This is a genomic window from Bacillus sp. CCNWLW194 (assembly GCF_037120585.1).
GTDB lineage: Bacteria > Bacillota > Bacilli > Bacillales > Bacillaceae_G > Bacillus_A > Bacillus_A basilensis.
Window position 1 is genome coordinate 227790 of sequence record NZ_JBBBBL010000006.1, and the last position, 18470, is coordinate 246259.

Here is an 18470-nt window from a genome sequence, read left to right on the forward strand (position 1 = left end):
TCAACTAATAATCAGTGGGGGATGAACAAAATCCCCACTGATTAAAGTTTCACTTTATCCAGAACATTTTTTGAGAAAATGATTATTTGTTCTACTTGTTTTGTAGCATTGTATATTCCTTTTTTTATATCTAGAACACTTTTTTCTAGGCATTATTAATCGTTTCAACTGGAATAAACAAAATATACAGCACATATGTTTAAGCAGTGGTCAATTGTTGAAAGGGATGAAGAGTATGACACAGCTGAACTTTGAAGAGAATTTATTAACAAAAGTAGCTTGGTACTATTATAAAGACCAATTAACACAACAGGAGATCGCTTCACTTCTTCATATTTCAAGAAATAAAGTCGTCCGGTTATTAGATAAGGCGCGAAGTGAAGGCATCGTTACATTTCATGTAAAAGGGACTGGTTTACACTGTTTGAGCATTGAACGTGACTTAATAAAAAAATTCCACTTAAAAGATGCATTCATTATCCCTACTCCAATAGACAATTATGCTACTTCCCTCGGCAAAGCTGCTGCACAGTATTTAGAAACTCAGCTCCAACAAGGCGATCTACTCGGCATAGGCTGGGGCGAAACAATTAGCAAAATGCTAGAAAACATTCATTTTGAAAGCTCTATTAACCTTTCAATCGTAACGCTAACAGGTGGAGTAAATCACTATCTCCCTAGAAAACAAAACTATTTACACTACATGCAAGGCGATCTTCACATTATTCCTACGCCGTTTCTAGCGTCTACAACCGAAATGGCACAAAGTATTCTATCAGAACCGGGTGTAAAAGATATGCTTCATGTCGCTTCACTTGCTCAAACAGCAGTTGTTGGTATTGGCGGTTTATCTCAAGATGCCACTATTGTGAAAGAAGAAAAACTTACACTACGTGAAATGACATATATTCGTAACCAAAATGGTGCTGGAGATATTTTAGGTCAGTTTTATAATACGAATGGCGATTTATTAGAGCTCCCACATCACAATCGCCTAATTGGCACGCCTCTCTCTATTCTGCGCAATATGAATCATGTCATCGGTGTTGCTGGAGGTACAGAAAAGATAGATGCAATTTATGGTGCCTTAAAAGGAAAGTTCATTCATACCTTAATTACCGATGAGGAAACTGCCCTCTCCTTATTACGAAAGGATGGTGATTGTTAATGTTCAATTTATTAGCTTTCGATGCTGGTACAGGAAGCATTCGAGCAGTTCTTTTTGATTTACATGGTAATCAAATTGCAGTAAGTCAAAAAGAATGGATTCACAAATCTGACCCTCGTTACCCAGGCTCTATGAACTTTGATGTAATAGAAAATTGGAAGCTTGTACAAGTATGCACAAAAGAGGTTCTTCAAAAAAGTAACACTCCTGCCTCTTCTATTCTTGCTATTAGCGCGACAAGTATGCGAGAAGGTTTTGTTCTATACGATCAAGATGGGCAAGAAATATGGGCTTGTGCAAATGTTGATGGACGCGCATCTGCCGAGGTTAGTGAACTAAAAGAAATTCGGTCACATCTTGAAAAAGATTTATATACAAAGTCTGGTCAAACTTTTTCATTAGGTGCTTTACCCCGCCTACTTTGGATTAAAAAACATGAACCCGACGTCTATAATAATATTCATTCTTTTACAATGTTAAACGATTGGATTTTATATAAATTAAGCGGCGTACTGCAAATTGATCCCTCAAACGGATGTACGTCTGGTATTTTTGACTTACAAAATAGAGTGTGGGATAACGATGTCGCTAAGGAGTGCGGTCTATCTTTACCATTTTCACCAACAGTAAATGAAGCTGGTACAGTAATTGGCAACGTTACAAAAGAGTGTGCAGCATTAACTGGATTACGTGAAGGAATTCCTGTCGTAGCCGGGGGCGGAGATGCTCAAATGGCATCGCTCGGAACTGGAGTCGTGAAACCGCATCAAACGTTAATATGCGGAGGTAGTTTTTGGCAACAAGAAGTGAATGTTACTGAGCCAATAACGGATCCATGTGCTGCAATTCGTATAAATTGTCACGTCGTACCTAACCTATGGCAATATGAAACGATTGCCTTTTTCCCAGGACTTGTTATGCGCTGGTTTAGAGACGCTTTTTGCCAAGAGGAAAAGAAACTTGCTGACAAACTTGGTGTAGATGCTTATGAATTATTAGAAGAACAAGCGAATGATGTACCTGTCGGCTCATATGGCATTATCCCTACTTTTTCAAACGTAATGAACTACATTTCTTGGCGTCATGCCGCACCTTCCTTTTTAAATTTAAGTTTAGACGCTGACAAATGTGGAAAAAAAGAACTGTTCCGTGCTATTGAAGAAAATGCCGCCTTTGTTACACTTGGCAACTTAAAATTAATAGAAAATCTCACAGGGACATTCCCTTCTAAAGTCGTTTTTGCTGGGGGTGCCGCTAAAGGGAAACTATGGCCACAAATTCTATCAGACGTACTCGGTATCCCTGTAAAAGTACCAGTTGTGAAAGAAGCAGCTGCTTTAGGAACTGCGATTGCTGCTGGAGTTGGTGCTGGAATATATAATTCAATGGAAGAAACCGCTGAACAGTTTGTACAGTGGGAGCACACATTCGAACCAGTTACTGAAAATCACGAACTATATAAAGAATTCTATGAAACATGGAAAACTGTATATGACAGTCAGCTCGCTTTAGCTGATAAAAGGCTCACCTCACATATGTGGATTGCGCCTGGTGCACTGTAACACATTACATAAAGGAGTGAACTGTATGTTAAAAGCGAATGAAAACGACTTCTCCTATCGCTTCGGTGATAACGGGCCGAAATATTTAATACAAGGTCCGAATATCGATCTTGGTCTTGTTGTCATTCAACCTGGACAGGAGTTTCAAAACCATTATCATACTACTTGCGAAGAGGTCTTTTATGCATTAGAAGGTGAAATAGATTTCTATGTGAATAATGAAAGAGTTCCGATTAAACAAGGTGATGTCCTGCAAGTTCGCCCTCATGAATCTCACTATCTGATTAACCATTCTGACAAACCTTTTAAAGCTGTTTTTATTAAGTCACCACATTTACCAAATAAAGATACGGTTCAAACGGAAAATCCAACATTAACGAAGGAGTGATTTCAAATGACTTGGGGATTTAAAAATCGATTAAATACTATTTTACCTGATGGCAGAGCGGTTATGTTAGCGATAGATCACGGCTACTTTTTAGGACCAATTCACGGGCTTGAACAGCCACTTGAGACCGTCAAAAACTTACTTCCTTATACAGATTCCCTCTTTTTAACGCGAGGTGTACTTAGCTCCTGTATTCCTGAAAACTGCAGCACACCGATGGTAATGCGTGTATCAGGCGGATCTACTGTCGTCGGTAAAGACTTAGCGAATGAAACAATCGTTACCCCTGTAAAAGAAGCAGTGAAACAAAATGCAATTGGCGTCGGCGTTTCTGTTTTCGTGGGATCAGACTATGAAACACAAACAGTTACAAATCTCGCAAATGTAGTTTCAGAAGCTCACGATTATGGTCTGCCAGTACTCGGCATTACCGCAGTTGCAAAAGAACTACAAAAACGAGAAGCGCGCTTTCTTGCACTCGCTTCCCGTGTATGCGTTGAAATGGGCGCTGACATTATTAAAACGTACTACTGCGAAGGATTCGAAAAAATCACAAGCACTTGCCCTGCCCCAGTCGTAATCGCTGGTGGACCAAAACTAGATTCCATTGAAGACGCATTAAACATTACGTACAATGCATTGCAAGAAGGCGCAATCGGGGTAGATATGGGCCGAAACATATGGCAATCTGAACATCCTGCTGCGATGATTCAAGCGATTCATGGTATTGTGAAGAATGGATTGAATGTGAAAGAGGCGCAGGAATTATATGATGATGTAAAAAACTAAGGTAATAGATAGACTATTACACTTAAATAAATACAAAATCAATATTTACTATAATAAGGAAAAGCCCATATGTAACATATGGGCTTTCTTTTACATTTCTTATTATTTCAAATTTGGTCAGGTCTCTACAGATCGCGTACATTCCAAACAATCTCACCGCGTTCACCAAACGTACTGTGATGCCGCTTAAATCCTATCTTCTCTAATACCCGGAAAGATGCAGTATTCCAAGCACCTACAGTTGACCAAAGTCTTTGGCGTCCCGTAGCAATCGCAGCCTCTAGCACCGCTGATGCTGCCTCTGTCGCATATCCCATGCGATGAGCACTGCGGAACAACTCGTATGCAATCTCCGGCTCTTCAAGCGTAGAACGACCGATAATTAAGCCACAGTAACCGATGAAATCGCCTTCGTCTCGTCTACGAATAGTGAGAAGAGAAATACCATTTTCAGCTGCTTTCTTGCGCTTCTCAATAAGATCGTTACGAACAGATTCAACGGTTGGCATTTCCACTCCACGTTCACCAATTAGTTCTCTAAGCCAGACTGCATCGGATTCCTCCCACATATTCAGGTCGAGTCGTTCCGTTCTCAGCTGGAACGCCATATCTTTAAATACAGATGTCATAGCGGTAACCTCCTATTTATATCACTGTACTGCACTATTCAATTTCTCTTATTGATTGCTATCGAGCTTTCTTACCATCTTTATAGTCAAGACAAGACACTTCAATTAATAACCCATTAAACATTGAAAAATAAAAACCATAACTACTACCTCTCATCCCATACGGTTCCTTGTCTATTTCAATGCCACCAGCTACTAAACGATTATATGCTTGATCAACTTCATTTGAAGTATCCACTAAAAAACCAATATGAAAAGCTTCTGGATACGTAACTTCCTTATTCCCCTTAAATGCTTTTGGATCGCTCAGCACAAGTATAAATCCACTTTCGTCACTCATCACTACTAGTGCCTTTCCCTTTTGCTCCAAAAATTGAAAATCAAAAAATGTTTCAAAGAAATGTCTCGCTTCTAATAAATCATCTACACATAAATTTAAATGATTTAACTTCATTCACTCATCTCCTTTTAATCAGAGGGTATGTAGACTCATTTTCATAACACTTAAATATGTAAGGTAAGATATTCAAGCGTTCCGTCTAAGACTATGCTTTATAGTCTAATACTTTTCTTCATAGCCTAGAACGTTTTTTATGACTGTAATTACATCAACCGTTCGACGTGAAATATTAATTTACCTATATAAAATAGCCTTATTATTTAGTTGTCATATTGTGTAAAACCCACTCAATCAGGAAATTCGCTGAAGGGATGCGCTCTGTTGTATTTCCTAAAAATAGTTTATTAAGTAACTCATCTAAATGAATTGGCTTATTCGGTAACGTTTGAATATACCTTAAAACAGACCCGGCTGGCGGTACTGGCTTACTATTAACAGCCCATATCCCTTCTAACAATGTCCAAGTTGAAGTTTGAACTATGTATGAAGCTTTTAACTCATCATTTACTTTCAAAGCAGATTGAATTTTAATTAACGAACTATGCAACCAATGAGAAATGCCTTTCACTTTTTCGCTAGAAACACGATAGTTTTCAAATTCATATGTAGCTATTTCCTTTAACTTTTTCAACTCACCGCTTTTATCAAACAAAATTTTCCCTTCTAGAAATGAGTATAGTTCCATCGGATTGTTTTTAAAATTTACTTGAATTTGATTAAAATCTGCACCCTTATATTCAACTAAAATATCTTCTCTCGTTTCAGAATGAAATTTCTTCTTTTGTCCTTCTTCTAAAAGAATATAAAAATCTAAATCCGAATCAGGATATGCGTCACCTCTTGCGACAGATCCGATAAGCATGAATCCATTTACCTTTTCCTTACATAAGGTTTCCGCTACTATTGTTTGCACTAATTTTTTATGTTGTTTATGTTTAATAAATATTTGTGCTTCTAACATTTGTAACCTCCACACACATTATTATAGAGTTATCCGTTACCTATATATATTACTTCTCTTATCCCTTTAATCTTCTACATACTTATTCAACAATTGTCAGTTCATATACAATTGCGTCTTTACTGCTTTTTGTTTTATCTTGAATGGTTACAATGTCTCCAACTTTTATTTTCGAAGAGTTCACTATTTTTACCATCTCTGGTGGAACAACCCCTCCATCGTTCTCTTTATTTAGCGGTAACCACTTTACTGATTTATTAGTTGCTTCTAAAATTTTATATTTAATTGTACCATCATACTTTATTTCACCAACAAGATCTTTTACTAATGTAGGTGTGTATTTGCCCTCCTCTTTTTCCAAAGAGATATAATCACCTATATCTGGGATACCGTTTCTTACAGGTGCCTTCCATTTTGTTGGATTTAAATCACTTAAACTTACTTTCACACTATCTTCTTTATTTGAGCTAGCATCTTTTAGAAATATTTCATAATAATTCTTATCAATAACGATATACTACTTCTGCTCTACTATTTTTGCACTGCTTTCACGTTTTTCTTCCTCATTCTTAGATACTTCTTCTTTCACATTATTATTACTACACGCTGATAATAATGTCGTTACTAAAGCTGCCATTATTAATATTCTTTTCACTTCATTTACCTCCATTTATAACTAAACAAATAAACATATGTCACATCCATATTTTACTATAAATCAAAAAAGAGGATATTTGTTTATTAATAAACAAATATCCTCTACCTTTACATATATATTACGACTGCTGATAAGCCGCTTTCGATGATTTCACATAATAAACCGCATGATCCACATTAATAATATGATCTGGTTTTGGTTTACCACGGCTTGCTCTATGTCCAGCTAAGTGTTCTTCACTAGTTTCCCAGTTTTTCCAAGCTTCTTCAGATTCCCAGCGAATCATAACGACTACTTCTTCGTCTCCGCGTCTTACTTTTTTCACGAGAACACTTAAATCGATGAAGCCTTCAAATTTTTCAATAATTCCTTCTCCAGTGAAACGTTCTACAACTATATTTGATGTACCTTCTTTTACTGTAAATGTCTTCGTTTCAATAAACATATAATCCACTCCCTCTTTGTAATACGAATACTAGTATTCTTCTATTATAGTTGATTATGATAATTATTTTCAATTATAAAGTTTAAATTTTTTGAATCATGCTGCTTTCTCTTCAATTGCCTCATCTAAAAATTTGAAATACGGAAGTAATATTCCTATTAAAGAAGTAACACATATTATTGAACCGATAATAAAGTATAGTGCTCTAACTCCCCACACCTCACTCAATATTCCTCCTAATAACACACCTAACGGCATAGCGGATCGTATGAAAAATAATCGCACTGAAAATACTTGTCCTATCATATTGTTCGGGACTGTTTGTTGGCATATCGTTGTGTTATGAACATTGAAAAATGCAATACAAACACCTGCTATTACTTCAATTATTATCGCTATAACAATACTATGATTAAACCCTAAAGAAATGTATGTGAGTCCCCCTATAAACAATCCTCCAAGCATAAGTACACGCCGGCTTTTATATATTACTTTACCAACTAGTATGGATCCAACTACATAGCCAAGTGGGAATCCGGCCATAAAATAACCAAACTCCGCGTATCCAGCGGACAACTCGACTTTTATATAGGGAAGATTTGTAACCATCGTTACCCCTACTCCAAATTGCACGAAAGTCAAAAATATACAGAGCCAAACGATAATTGGTTTTGTGAAAAAATATGTAAAACCGTGAAGAAATTGTTCTAGCCACGTTTTCCGAATGGGTTGCGACGTTCTATTTTCTTTTATATAAAGTAAGAAAGTGCCACTACCAAATAAACAAATGCATACGAAAGATAATGTAAGTTCTGTTCCAATCAAATGAATGACTACTCCGCCTAATACCGGCGCAAGAAACATCATAAGGCGAGTCATTCCATCAATGTACGCATTTGCATCTTGAAGTTGTTCTTTCCTTACAATGCTCGGTGTAATTGCTTGACTTGCAGGTGTATAAAGCGGTGTAATAAGTCCCACTACAATTTGAACAACATAAATGTGCCAAATTTCTATACTACCTGAAACTAGCATCACCAAAGGTAATAAGAATACGGACGCTCGTATCCATTGTGAAAAAATCATAATCCACTTCCGACTCCATTTATCAATAAATGGGCCACTTAATAATTGCAGTATGAGTGATGGGATGAAATATAATAGCCACATACTACTTAAAGCCATTTCCGATTCTGTTAACTCATATACTAGAATTGAATTACATAACGTTCCGAAACCCCCTCCTAATTCTGAGATTGCACTACCAATCCACATAAAAAAGAACGAACGATTTCTCAATACATTTTTCAATTTCATACACCAACTTTTCTCTTAAATTCCTCCCTTTATGTACATTCTTGTTGCATATTATCTATTTAAAAACGCATCTAATTCTTTCGCTAACGACTGTACTGCTTTCTTTCTTAATACATATTTCCCGTCATGTATATCCACTAACTTCGCTGCACGTAAAAGTTTCAAATGATGATGTACTGTCGATTTACCAAGTTGCAATCTTTCTGTAATTTCCTGCAATGTACGTTCTTTTTCAAACAACATTTTTACAATGCGTAATCTTGCTTCATCCCCAAGTGCTTTATGCTTTTGAACTAAAAAATAATTTGGTTCAAACGGATCTTCAGGATGAATGCTTTCATTCGCAACTGGATAATGAAGCACTTTCGTATCTTCAATATCTGCTTCAATATTCCACGGTCTATACGTCACTTGCGGAATAAGAAGTACGTGATGAACACTTGGCTCTGGCATATAGTTCACTCCACCAGTGGCCCACTCGACAAACTCTTCCGGTTTCATTTTTTTATTCATTTCATTCTTTGCTTCATAGTCGCGTTTGAATATAGTAAGTATTTCTTCTTCCTCTTTCTTAATAACGCTCTCATACCAACCTGTCATAACAGCGATTAAATGGGCTTTCAGCAGTCGTACATCAACATCACATATAAAACGAATATATGTAGAGAAAAACTGATGTTCTTGTGTCAGTTTCATTAGTTCATGTATTGCCGTTACGTTTCCACTTGCCGCTAAAGTTCTTTTTTCTTGGTACTTCTCTCCTAAAAACGGTAAACATATATACTTGAAATCTTCTTCTGAAAGCGAATCGATTTTAGCATGAAATTGCGATAAATCCCGAAAATCCTCTTCATACAACAACTGAAGCAACGCTTTCCACGTATTATGTTCTTCTACAAACTGTAATTGCTCTCTCATCTCTTTTGTTAATGATTGTTTAATCTCTTCCCATTCACTTTGAGACTTTTCAAGTGTATCAATTAACCTTTTATGAGTAATCGCTGCAATGCCAAGCGCGCATTCGAAAAGTATCGAATATCTCATTTGAACGTTGTATGTCTCCCTCTTTCTACTCGTTACGTGAAAGACTTCCATTCCATCCCCTCCTTGTTTGTTATATATTAAATTCTATTTTTATCAAATTTATCCTTCTATATTTTTAGAATTATACTGCAACTTTTAAAAATACTTTAATCAATGAGCAAATAGAAAAAGGTTTATACTCTTTTTTATTCTGACTCAATTAAAACCTTGATTATTAAAAATAAAATTTTTTAATGGCTCTGTTATACGTTGCATTTCCTTCTCTTGTTCAGCTATAGAGAAGGTTTATTGAAGAGAAAAGAGAATTGATTTTATTAAGAAAAATGAACAGGAGGCTATACGAATGGGAAGAAAAGAAATGTTGCAAAATGGAGTCCAACAAGTTTTTTACGAAGAAGAATGGTACCCACCAATATCAAAAGCTTTAAAGAATCTTACCGCTGAACAAGCATGTTGGCAACCAGAAGGTGCTGCCAGTAATACGATTTGGGAAAATGTGAACCATTTATTAATCTTTAAAGAGCGCCTACTTTTCCGCTTACATGAAGATGACACATTTGTTGCTCCACAAAATAATGATGAGACGTTTATCCAAGGTGGATCTAATGATGATGACGCTTGGCAGCAAACAGTGAAACGAACGCTTCAAGTACATGATGCCTTACAATCTTCATTAACATCCTTTCAAGAAGCAGAACTAGATCAACCAAAGCCTTCTCTACCAATTTGGCAACAATATATGAATATTCTTTTACACGATGCTTATCATACAGGACAAATTATACAGCTTCGGAAACTTCAAGGTTCATGGCCAACTCATCGTTCTTATTTATAAGCGATGTTTAAATTTGCTTACGCTTAACATGCAACAAAACAATTGAAAATAGCTAATTGTTTTGTAATTACTGCGATTGCTCAAAATAAAGCAAATTAAAATACATGGATTCCAAACATAATTTACATTCTTCATAACTTCTGATCATAATCCAAATTTGGAAGAATAGAGGCTTTTTTATATACAAATAATAAGCCTCAAGGAGTTGTTGACATGCATTTTATATTAAATATGTTAGGGATTTTCGTTGTCATATTAATCGTTTTTCTATGTTCGCCTAATAAAAAACAAATAAAATGGAGACCAATCGTTATTCTCATCATATTGGAGCTTTTTATTACGTGGTTTATGTTAGGCACGAAGCTCGGCAGTATTATCATTAATAAAATTGCGTCATTTTTCAGTTGGCTACTATCATGTGCGAATGAAGGTATTCGATTTGCATTTCCTTCAGCTATGGACAGTCCACACATTGATTTCTTCTTTAGTGCATTACTTCCTATCATCTTTGTTATTACTTTTTTCGATATTCTATCTTATTTCGGAATCTTAACTTGGATTATTGATAAAGTAGGTGCAATTATTTCAAAGATTTCTCGTTTACCAAAGCTAGAGAGCTTCTTTTCCATTCAAATGATGTTTTTAGGAAATACGGAAGCACTTGCGGTTGTTCGTGATCAATTATCTGTGTTAAAAGAAAATCGTTTGTTGACTTTTGGAATTATGAGTATGAGTAGCGTCAGCGGATCCATTCTCGGTGCTTATTTATCTATGGTGCCGGCAACATATATTTTCAGTGCCATTCCTTTAAACTGTATTAATGCATTAATTTTAGCCAATGTTTTAAATCCTGTCGAAGTGACGAAAGAAGATGATGTTGTATATACACCTTCAAAACATGAAAAAAAGGATTTCTTTTCTACTATTTCAAGCAGTATGTTAGTCGGGATGAATATGGTTATCGTTATTTTAGCTATGGTAATTGGATATGTAGCTTTAACAGCATGCTTAAATGGGATTTTAGGATTTTTTGTAACAGGTTTAACAATTCAAAAAATCTTCTCCATTATCTTTAGTCCTTTCGCTTTTTTACTCGGTTTATCTGGCAGTGATGCTATGTATGTAGCTGAACTAATGGGAATCAAAATAACGACGAATGAATTTGTTGCAATGATGGATTTAAAATCAAACTTAAAGTCTTTACAACCGCATACGGTTGCGGTTGCAACAACATTTTTAGCTTCTTTTGCTAACTTTAGTACAGTAGGTATGATTTATGGAACTTACAATTCATTATTTGGCGGCGAAAAATCATCAGTCATCGGGAAAAATGTTTGGAAGCTTCTTGTGAGCGGAATGGCTGTTTCCTTATTAAGCGCTATGCTTGTTGGGCTATTTGTATGGTAAATAATTTTAAAATAAAAGACACCCAACCTAATTGAGTGTCTTTTATTTTTATTTTCGAATTTGTCCATTTCCACGAATCACATATTTTGCGGAAGTTAATGCTGGAAGCCCCATTGGTCCTCTTACGTGTAGCTTTTGTGTACTGATGCCAATTTCTGCTCCAAATCCGAATTCAGATCCATCAGTAAAACGAGTTGATGCATTATGATACAGCGCTGCAGCATCAACAGCTGTGAAAAATTTGCTGACGTTTTCCTCGTTTTCTGAAATAATCGCTTCAGAATGCATAGATCCATACGTATTTATGTGATGAATCGCTTCTTCTATAGAAGAAACTACTTTCACTGCCAGCGTGAGAGATAAAAATTCTGTCCCCCAGTCTTCTTCTGAAGCAAGTACAATTGAAGAATCCATTTCCAATGCTTTTTGATCACCACGTAGCTCCACGCCTCTTTCCTTCAAAGAAGAAAACAACTCGCTACCATATTGCTGTGCCCACTTCTCATGAAGTACAATCGTTTCAATCGCATTACATACAGATGGTCGCTGCGTTTTTGCATTTATAATAATATCAATTGCCATTTGCATATTCGCTGTTTCATCAATGAAAATATGACAATTTCCCGCACCTGTTTCAAGTACTGGAACAGACGCTTCTCTCACAACAGTATCGATTAATTGTTTGCCACCTCTTGGAATAAGAACGTCTAGATAATCATTCATTGTAAACAACTGCTTTGCGCTATCTCGCGTTGTATCTTCTATAAGCTGTACGCTTTCTTGAGGTAAGCTTGTTTGTTTGAGCGCCCTGTGAATAACGGCAACGATCGCTTTATTAGAATGAATAGCAGAAGAACTACCACGTAATATGACTGCGTTTCCAGTTTTCAAACAAATTGTAGCAGCATCCACCGTCACATTTGGCCTTGCCTCGTAAATCATCCCGACAACACCAAGTGGTACGCGCATCTCCTGAATAGATAATCCATTTGGCCTTTCCCATGCACTTATACATTCTCCAACAGGATCACGTAATTCAATGAGCTGCTTAATCCCCTCTGTCATATCAATAATACGATTTTCAGTTAGCATAAGACGATCAAGGAGTGAATCAGAAAATCCTTTTGCCTTACCTTCTTCTATATCCCGTTTGTTTTCCTCTAAAATATAAGCTGTTTCACTTATTAATTGATTTGCAATTGCAGCAAGTGCTTCGTTTTTTTGCTCTGTAGATTTAAGCACAAGTTCTCTAGCGACTTCTTTCGCCTTCATTCCCTTTGCCAACACTTCATTCATTTTTATTTCCTCCTTTTTTGATCCCTATTCTTAAAATGAAACCCAATAATCCCTATGGATGACTTCATAACTATGCCTTTCGCCTTTTGCTTGAATATCTTGGCTTTGCATACCTTTTACATCGCTTAGTTCCTCTGCGCTATATGTGCATTGTCCTTTTCCAATCACGCGCCCTTGTTGCGTAATTACTTCCACGACTTCACCTACTCGGAAAAAGCCTGACACATTCGTAACACCTGCCGGCAGAAGACTCTTACCATGCTGAATGATAGCTGTAGCTGCTCCGGCGTCTACTTCAATTTGTCCACTAACAAGCGAATGCAAAGCGATCCATTGCTTATTCATCTTCATTTCTTTTTGAGGGGCATTTCCGACATACGTTCCATCACCTTTACCCTTCAAAACATCTATAAATTTCTCTTGTCCACGTCCTGTTCCGATAAATACACTCACACCAAGAGAGAGCGCTGTCTTTGCAGCATCGATTTTTGATTTCATACCGCCAGTCCCAAGTTTTGAGCCAGCATCCCCAGCAAGAGAAGCGATTTCTTTTGTAACTTCAGGAAGGAAATAATATTTTTTTGCATCCGTATTTTTCTGAGGATTTTTGTCATATAAACCGTTCACATCTGTAAAAATCATAAGCATATCAGCCGAAACAAGTCCGCTTACTAAAGCTGACAGCATATCATTATCACCAAACGTTAGCTCCTCTAAAGAGATAGAATCATTTTCATTAATGATTGGAAGAGCAGAACGGTTTAGTAACTCTCCTAAAGTAGCGTAAGCGTTACTATATTGTTCTTTTCTAGAAAAATCACTTCTCGTCAGCAATAGTTGCGCAGTAACGATACCATATTTACGGAATTCCTCTGTGTACGCCTGCATTAACAAACTTTGTCCGACAGCAGCAGCTGCCTGTTTTCCTTTAATTGTTACAGGTCTGCTAGGATACCCTAGGGAAGAAAAACCTGCAGCAACGGCCCCAGATGTAATTAACAAAACTTCATGCCCTTCCTCTTTCAATCGCGCCAATGCAGAAACATGATCTGAAAGTTGTTCTTTAGAAATGCCTCCGTGACTATCTGCCAAAGAACTGCTCCCAATCTTTACAACAATTCGTTGTTTTTTCACTTTTATATCCCCCAAGTCTAAAATCAAAGTTTTTTATACATTACACTTCTATTCATTCAGCTTGCAACGATTTCTATACTCATCAGTGCTGCACCTAGCCTATTTTAAGAGCAAAATAAAAATGACCGCTTCGCCCTTAATAAAATAAAAAGGACGAAACGGTCATTGTTCCGCGGTACCACCTTAATTGATATACATAGATATCCACTTGGTGCCTATAACGCAGGCGGACGCCTAAACTTTCATTTAAGACTCAGGGATAGGTTCGATACATTCTATACGAGGAATCTTTCAGCCGGTGAATTCCACTCTCTTTCGCAAGAAGACATATGTACTATTTCCCTTCAACGATTTTCAATCTAATTTTTTTATATTATGCGATATAGTTCGATTTGGTGTCAAGTGGTATTTTATAAAATAAATAGAGCGACGAGTTACTTGTATGAAATTATTGTCCAAATTAATAAAAATACAAATTGATATAACTGCAACTCATATTCATAAACATAAAACCTTAAATTATAGTGTATATATTTACAGAATGTCGAATATAATTGATTTTTATCTTTTGGTATTGCAAAAAGGAATATATTCTCTTAGAATGTTTCTTTATATTGCATGGAGATGTTATTGTTATTTTAAGATAACAATTTCAAATTGATATAATTTATTATAAAAGGAGCAAGATTGAGTTATTATGGATAAACAAATTGGATTCATCGGATGCGGAAATATGGGTATGGCCATAGTTGGCGGGATGCTAAATAAAAATATAGTGTCTTCAAATAATATCATTTGTTCAGATTTAAACACGACGAATTTAGAAAATGCTAGTGAAAAGTACGGACTAACTATAACTACTGACAATAATGAAGTCGCTAAAAATGCTGATATTTTAATTTTATCAATTAAACCAGACTTATACCCATCAGTAATTAATGAAATTAAAGAAGAGATCAAAAACGATGTTATTATCGTAACGATCGCTGCTGGAAAAAGCATCAAAAGTACAGAGGATTCTTTTGATAAGAAGTTAAAAGTTGTACGAGTAATGCCTAATACCCCTGCTCTTGTTGGAGAAGGAATGTCTGCATTATGTCCTAATGAAATGGTGACAGAAAAAGATTTAGAAGATGTGCTAAACATTTTCAATAGTTTTGGTCAATCAGAGATTGTAAGTGAAAAATTAATGGATGTTGTAACATCTGTAAGTGGTTCTTCACCAGCATACGTATATATGATTATAGAAGCGATGGCAGATGCAGCTGTACTAGATGGTATGCCAAGAAATCAAGCATATAAATTCGCTGCTCAAGCTGTGTTAGGCTCTGCAAAAATGGTACTAGAAACAGGAATACATCCAGGTGAATTAAAAGACATGGTTTGTTCTCCTGGCGGAACAACGATAGAAGCTGTAGCAACTTTAGAGGAAAAAGGCTTACGAACAGCCATCATTTCAGCTATGCAACGTTGTACACAAAAATCTGTTGAACTATCTGGTCAAACTAAAAAATAATATTATAAAAGAGATCACGTTAGCTATAAATTCACATGAATTTAATTAGAAAATAGTGGACTACATACTACCCCATTTTCACTAAATGATAAACGGACAAACTCAAAGATACTTGGGTTTGTCCGTTTTACTTTTAATTATTTTAAAATAATTTCATTCAAATTTTCTTTTGATTTTCTAGTTTTATCCCTTCCCTATTCCCTACTATGATTGTGCAATTTTATTAGAGATAAGTAGTTTTTCAATGCATAATGGTAACATGTCTAATAGCGTTTCAAATGCGTAATTTACATCTAGACGTTCTGTCCATTGATGTGCATCTTTTCCTACCGGTCCCATATTTAATACTGGAACGTCAAACTCTTCTAGTTCCTGAAGTGGAATCGAGTAACCTTTATCCCATAATGGCATATTGTCTACAAGTGAACTCATTGAATCTAATGGGTTCTGTAAGCCCACATAGCTCAAATCTGAAATTCCTCCAAAATAGTTTTGGTTTTCAAATGTAATATTATGATTGAAGTGTGCATACTTTTCCATTTCTCCAACTACTTCTTTAATTAACTGGTTATTGCGTGAACTTACAGCTGGATAATATGGCGGAGCAAAGAAAAGTACAATCATCGGCGCCTTTTCTTTACATAAAATAGCTAGTTTATCTACTAAATCAATCGTTACCGCACGATCATCTTTATCTTCTCTATTTTTAATAATGCTAGATTGAATTTCATCTATTTTCTTTTGTCCATGTTGTTCAATTGCATAAGCGATAAGCTCTTCATACGTTAATACATTTACTTTGAGGTTAGGTGGTATAAACGGATTATATTTAGAAAAACGATATGCATGTTTTTCATACGATTCTTCTATTTTCTCAGCTACTTTCGTTACTTTTTGACGCAGCAATGAAACGACATCTATCATTGATTTTTCTAATAAAAACAAATTAAATAATGTGACTGCACGATGCGGAATTTGTACAGAATAATCTTCCTTTAAATCCCTCTGAAGTAAGTTAGTTGGCGGAGGACTCGCTTCCCCTTCTACAATATCACAAAGGTCTGTATTCAACTCTAATTCTGCTGTTATTAATGAAGCCATATAACTCCCATTTAAGCCTGCAAAAGGTTCACCTACATGTGTCTCTTTTCCGTAGCAAAGAAAACCAGGTAACACCTTACCAATAGAACCAGTATAAATATATTTCTTTTGGTCACCAGGATGCCTTGAAAACATAGGCTCTGAATTTAGTACCGTTTTATAATCCAAGTCATATTCTCTTGCTAAATCTAACAATCTCGGAACAGCAGCTCTCATCCCTACCGAGTTCACTTCTTCATCTGGAACAGCTAGTAAAAGAACATTCCCATCAAATCTTCCTTCACAAGCTTGCTCAATCATCGCCATTTGTAAAGCTAGACCACATTTCATGTCCATTGTTCCTCTACCAAACAGCCAATCTCCATGTTCTATATCTTCACGTACATGTTCTGGAAGTTCATCTTTATGAGCATAAAACATAGATGTTAACTTTTTAGGATTAAATGCATCTTCTTTCCACACCCCGTAATCTTGTACATCTACAACATCAAAGTGACTTACTAGAACTACGGTATTTTTCGTACTATCGCTTTTCTTTACTAGTGCTGTAACAAAATATCGTCCGTCCCCCGTCGGATTTTTTTGCAAATGATGCGGGTTTTCTTTAAAATACTGTAAATCAGATAATTGTTCCACAACAAAGTCTGGCAATATCACTTCAGCCTCTGTACCTGTAATACTAGGAATTTCAACAAGACCGCTTAATAATTGAATCAATTGTTCTTTTGATTGCCACTTTGACATATAAATCCCCCTATTTTTCCGCATTATGAAAATGAATTCCAGTATATGAATAAAAAATGACGGCAGTTATCAAAATTATAGTTCTGATGTACTGCCGATTTTTATTGATATTTCATGAGCTGCTTGTTTTACCTTACTAATAAGAAAAGATAGTCGATCATCATTAATGCGATGACTAATTAATCCAACACTTAATGCTCCTACTACTTTATGATTAAATCCGATAATAGGTGCAGCTACTGAAGCTGTCCCTTCTGTTTTTTCACCATAACTGACCGCATATCCTTCATTTCTTATCTGCTCGATTTGATTAAAAAGACATTGCTTTTGTTCTGGTACAGAAGAAAGTAGCTGTTCTACAATATATTCCATTTCATTCTGTTTCATATTGGCAAGCATCGTTTTGTTTGCTGCGCCAATAGAAAGAGGAATTTGTTCCCCTAAGTTATCAATAACTCGAATTTTTAAAGGGCTATCAATTCTTTCAATGATAATAGAATGTGTTCCATTTGGAATGTTCAAATAAACACTTTCTTCCACTTCATAGGCCAATCGCTTCATAACTTCTCTTGCGACTGATCTGTAGTCTACCTTCTCCAATTGTCGTAATCCTATTTCCATCCACATTGGTCCAATTTTGTACTGTTTCGTCTCTGAAATTTGCGTAACTAGCCCATGCTCAATTAGAGAGTTAAGTAATCTATGCACTGTACTAACTGGGAGATGTGTTCTGTCCGCTATATCAGAAATGGCCCAATACTCTTTTTCATTAGTAGAATTTAATAACTTTATAATACTTATCGCTCGATCAATGGACTGTACCATAACTCACCTCAACTTGACTTGTAATATGTTAGTGCGCTCAATTACCTATCAATTTAACAAAAATTCAAAATGAAATCAATCTATTTATTTAATTTTCTAAAAATAAAAATATGCCACCGATAATAATTTGAAAGCGCAATCAAAAAAATATTGACTTTTCTTTTTAATTATCTGAAAATTAAAACAAGATTTCACATCACGGAATACATTCCATAATACGGAAAAACAACAAACTTTATTCTATCAACTAC

General features: G+C 35.9%; 17 protein-coding genes, 1 pseudogene and 1 other annotated feature. Of the genes and pseudogenes, 7 read left to right on the forward strand and 11 right to left on the reverse strand.

Annotated features, from left to right (window positions below):
* The first annotated feature begins 235 nt into the window (after positions 1-235).
* Genes V7S50_RS16035 through lsrF form a run of 4 tightly spaced genes read left to right on the forward strand, consistent with a single transcriptional unit; the run spans position 236 to position 3907 of the window.
* Positions 236-1168, forward strand: coding sequence for a sugar-binding transcriptional regulator (locus V7S50_RS16035; protein ID WP_242252850.1), 933 nt, complete (start codon positions 236-238; stop codon positions 1166-1168).
* The gene (lsrK, locus tag V7S50_RS16040) at positions 1168-2730 is read left to right on the forward strand and encodes an autoinducer-2 kinase (protein ID WP_336376448.1); all 1563 of its coding nucleotides are present in this window, start codon (positions 1168-1170) and stop codon (positions 2728-2730) included. The genes V7S50_RS16035 and lsrK overlap by 1 nt, the downstream gene beginning before the upstream one ends.
* 25 nt (positions 2731-2755) lie before the next feature.
* Positions 2756-3118: a cupin domain-containing protein gene (locus V7S50_RS16045; RefSeq protein ID WP_000909986.1), complete on the forward strand. Its 363-nt coding sequence runs from the start codon at positions 2756-2758 to the stop codon at positions 3116-3118.
* A gap of 6 nt (positions 3119-3124) precedes the next feature.
* Entirely contained in the window at positions 3125-3907 is a 783-nt protein-coding gene (lsrF, locus tag V7S50_RS16050; RefSeq protein ID WP_242252848.1) for a 3-hydroxy-5-phosphonooxypentane-2,4-dione thiolase, read from the forward strand.
* Positions 3908-4032: 125 nt separating this feature from the next.
* On the opposite strand, the gene V7S50_RS16055 is transcribed toward lsrF, so the two are convergent.
* The 7 genes and pseudogenes from V7S50_RS16055 to V7S50_RS16085 form a co-directional block, all read right to left on the reverse strand.
* Entirely contained in the window at positions 4033-4536 is a 504-nt protein-coding gene (locus V7S50_RS16055) for a GNAT family N-acetyltransferase (RefSeq protein ID WP_048555034.1), read from the reverse strand.
* Between the two features lie 58 nt (positions 4537-4594).
* Positions 4595-4990, reverse strand: coding sequence for a VOC family protein (locus V7S50_RS16060; protein ID WP_242252847.1), 396 nt, complete (start codon positions 4988-4990; stop codon positions 4595-4597).
* Positions 4991-5192: 202 nt separating this feature from the next.
* Entirely contained in the window at positions 5193-5897 is a 705-nt protein-coding gene (locus V7S50_RS16065) for a nucleotidyltransferase domain-containing protein (protein WP_242252846.1), read from the reverse strand.
* 82 nt (positions 5898-5979) lie between these two features.
* Positions 5980-6567: pseudogene (locus V7S50_RS16070) on the reverse strand (hypothetical protein).
* A gap of 106 nt (positions 6568-6673) precedes the next feature.
* A complete protein-coding gene (gene hmoA / locus V7S50_RS16075; RefSeq protein WP_000469503.1) occupies positions 6674-7000 on the reverse strand; it encodes a heme-degrading monooxygenase HmoA in 327 nt (108 codons plus the stop codon).
* A 96-nt stretch (positions 7001-7096) separates the two neighbouring features.
* On the reverse strand, positions 7097-8317 hold the full coding sequence (locus V7S50_RS16080) for an MFS transporter (RefSeq protein WP_242252845.1): 1221 nt from the start codon (positions 8315-8317) through the stop codon (positions 7097-7099).
* 51 nt (positions 8318-8368) lie between these two features.
* Complete coding sequence (locus V7S50_RS16085; RefSeq protein ID WP_242252844.1) at positions 8369-9412, reverse strand: ArsR/SmtB family transcription factor; 1044 nt, start codon at positions 9410-9412, stop codon at positions 8369-8371.
* Between the two features lie 292 nt (positions 9413-9704).
* Here V7S50_RS16085 and V7S50_RS16090 point away from each other — a divergent pair, with 292 nt between their 5' ends.
* Together V7S50_RS16090 and V7S50_RS16095 are read left to right on the forward strand one after the other, a co-directional pair.
* The gene (locus tag V7S50_RS16090) at positions 9705-10196 is read left to right on the forward strand and encodes a DinB family protein (protein WP_242252843.1); all 492 of its coding nucleotides are present in this window, start codon (positions 9705-9707) and stop codon (positions 10194-10196) included.
* Positions 10197-10409: 213 nt separating this feature from the next.
* A complete protein-coding gene (locus tag V7S50_RS16095; RefSeq protein ID WP_242252841.1) occupies positions 10410-11603 on the forward strand; it encodes a NupC/NupG family nucleoside CNT transporter in 1194 nt (397 codons plus the stop codon).
* A gap of 48 nt (positions 11604-11651) precedes the next feature.
* Here the strand turns inward: V7S50_RS16095 and V7S50_RS16100 are convergent, their stop codons facing one another.
* Positions 11652-12899, reverse strand: a complete 1248-nt coding sequence (locus tag V7S50_RS16100) for a glutamate-5-semialdehyde dehydrogenase (protein ID WP_242252839.1) — start codon at positions 12897-12899, stop codon at positions 11652-11654.
* A 30-nt stretch (positions 12900-12929) separates the two neighbouring features.
* Positions 12930-14033 (reverse strand): glutamate 5-kinase, encoded by a 1104-nt coding sequence (gene proB, locus V7S50_RS16105; RefSeq protein ID WP_242252838.1) that lies wholly within the window; start codon positions 14031-14033, stop codon positions 12930-12932.
* A gap of 146 nt (positions 14034-14179) precedes the next feature.
* Positions 14180-14390: a binding site (T-box leader), on the reverse strand.
* A 340-nt stretch (positions 14391-14730) separates the two neighbouring features.
* Here proB and proC point away from each other — a divergent pair.
* The gene (proC, locus tag V7S50_RS16110; RefSeq protein WP_242252835.1) at positions 14731-15549 is read left to right on the forward strand and encodes a pyrroline-5-carboxylate reductase; all 819 of its coding nucleotides are present in this window, start codon (positions 14731-14733) and stop codon (positions 15547-15549) included.
* Positions 15550-15753: 204 nt separating this feature from the next.
* On the opposite strand, the gene V7S50_RS16115 is transcribed toward proC, so the two are convergent.
* Both V7S50_RS16115 and V7S50_RS16120 read right to left on the reverse strand, forming a co-directional pair.
* Positions 15754-17394, reverse strand: a complete 1641-nt coding sequence (locus V7S50_RS16115; protein ID WP_242252833.1) for a M20/M25/M40 family metallo-hydrolase — start codon at positions 17392-17394, stop codon at positions 15754-15756.
* A gap of 75 nt (positions 17395-17469) precedes the next feature.
* On the reverse strand, positions 17470-18219 hold the full coding sequence (locus tag V7S50_RS16120; RefSeq protein WP_242252832.1) for an IclR family transcriptional regulator: 750 nt from the start codon (positions 18217-18219) through the stop codon (positions 17470-17472).
* Positions 18220-18470 lie beyond the last annotated feature (251 nt).

Excerpts from the sequence above, each read along its gene's own strand:
- V7S50_RS16035 (WP_242252850.1), top strand. The coding sequence starts at position 236 with ATGACACAGCTGAACTTTGAAGAGAATTTATTAACAAAAGTAGCTTGG.
- lsrK (WP_336376448.1), top strand. The coding sequence starts at position 1,168 with ATGTTCAATTTATTAGCTTTCGATGCTGGTACAGGAAGCATTCGAGCA.
- V7S50_RS16045 (WP_000909986.1), top strand. The coding sequence starts at position 2,756 with ATGTTAAAAGCGAATGAAAACGACTTCTCCTATCGCTTCGGTGATAAC.
- lsrF (WP_242252848.1), top strand. The coding sequence starts at position 3,125 with ATGACTTGGGGATTTAAAAATCGATTAAATACTATTTTACCTGATGGC.
- V7S50_RS16055 (WP_048555034.1), bottom strand. The coding sequence starts at position 4,536 with ATGACATCTGTATTTAAAGATATGGCGTTCCAGCTGAGAACGGAACGA.
- V7S50_RS16060 (WP_242252847.1), bottom strand. The coding sequence starts at position 4,990 with ATGAAGTTAAATCATTTAAATTTATGTGTAGATGATTTATTAGAAGCG.
- V7S50_RS16065 (WP_242252846.1), bottom strand. The coding sequence starts at position 5,897 with ATGTTAGAAGCACAAATATTTATTAAACATAAACAACATAAAAAATTA.
- hmoA (WP_000469503.1), bottom strand. The coding sequence starts at position 7,000 with ATGTTTATTGAAACGAAGACATTTACAGTAAAAGAAGGTACATCAAAT.
- V7S50_RS16080 (WP_242252845.1), bottom strand. The coding sequence starts at position 8,317 with ATGAAATTGAAAAATGTATTGAGAAATCGTTCGTTCTTTTTTATGTGG.
- V7S50_RS16085 (WP_242252844.1), bottom strand. The coding sequence starts at position 9,412 with ATGGAAGTCTTTCACGTAACGAGTAGAAAGAGGGAGACATACAACGTT.
- V7S50_RS16090 (WP_242252843.1), top strand. The coding sequence starts at position 9,705 with ATGGGAAGAAAAGAAATGTTGCAAAATGGAGTCCAACAAGTTTTTTAC.
- V7S50_RS16095 (WP_242252841.1), top strand. The coding sequence starts at position 10,410 with ATGCATTTTATATTAAATATGTTAGGGATTTTCGTTGTCATATTAATC.
- V7S50_RS16100 (WP_242252839.1), bottom strand. The coding sequence starts at position 12,899 with ATGAATGAAGTGTTGGCAAAGGGAATGAAGGCGAAAGAAGTCGCTAGA.
- proC (WP_242252835.1), top strand. The coding sequence starts at position 14,731 with ATGGATAAACAAATTGGATTCATCGGATGCGGAAATATGGGTATGGCC.
- V7S50_RS16115 (WP_242252833.1), bottom strand. The coding sequence starts at position 17,394 with ATGTCAAAGTGGCAATCAAAAGAACAATTGATTCAATTATTAAGCGGT.
- V7S50_RS16120 (WP_242252832.1), bottom strand. The coding sequence starts at position 18,219 with ATGGTACAGTCCATTGATCGAGCGATAAGTATTATAAAGTTATTAAAT.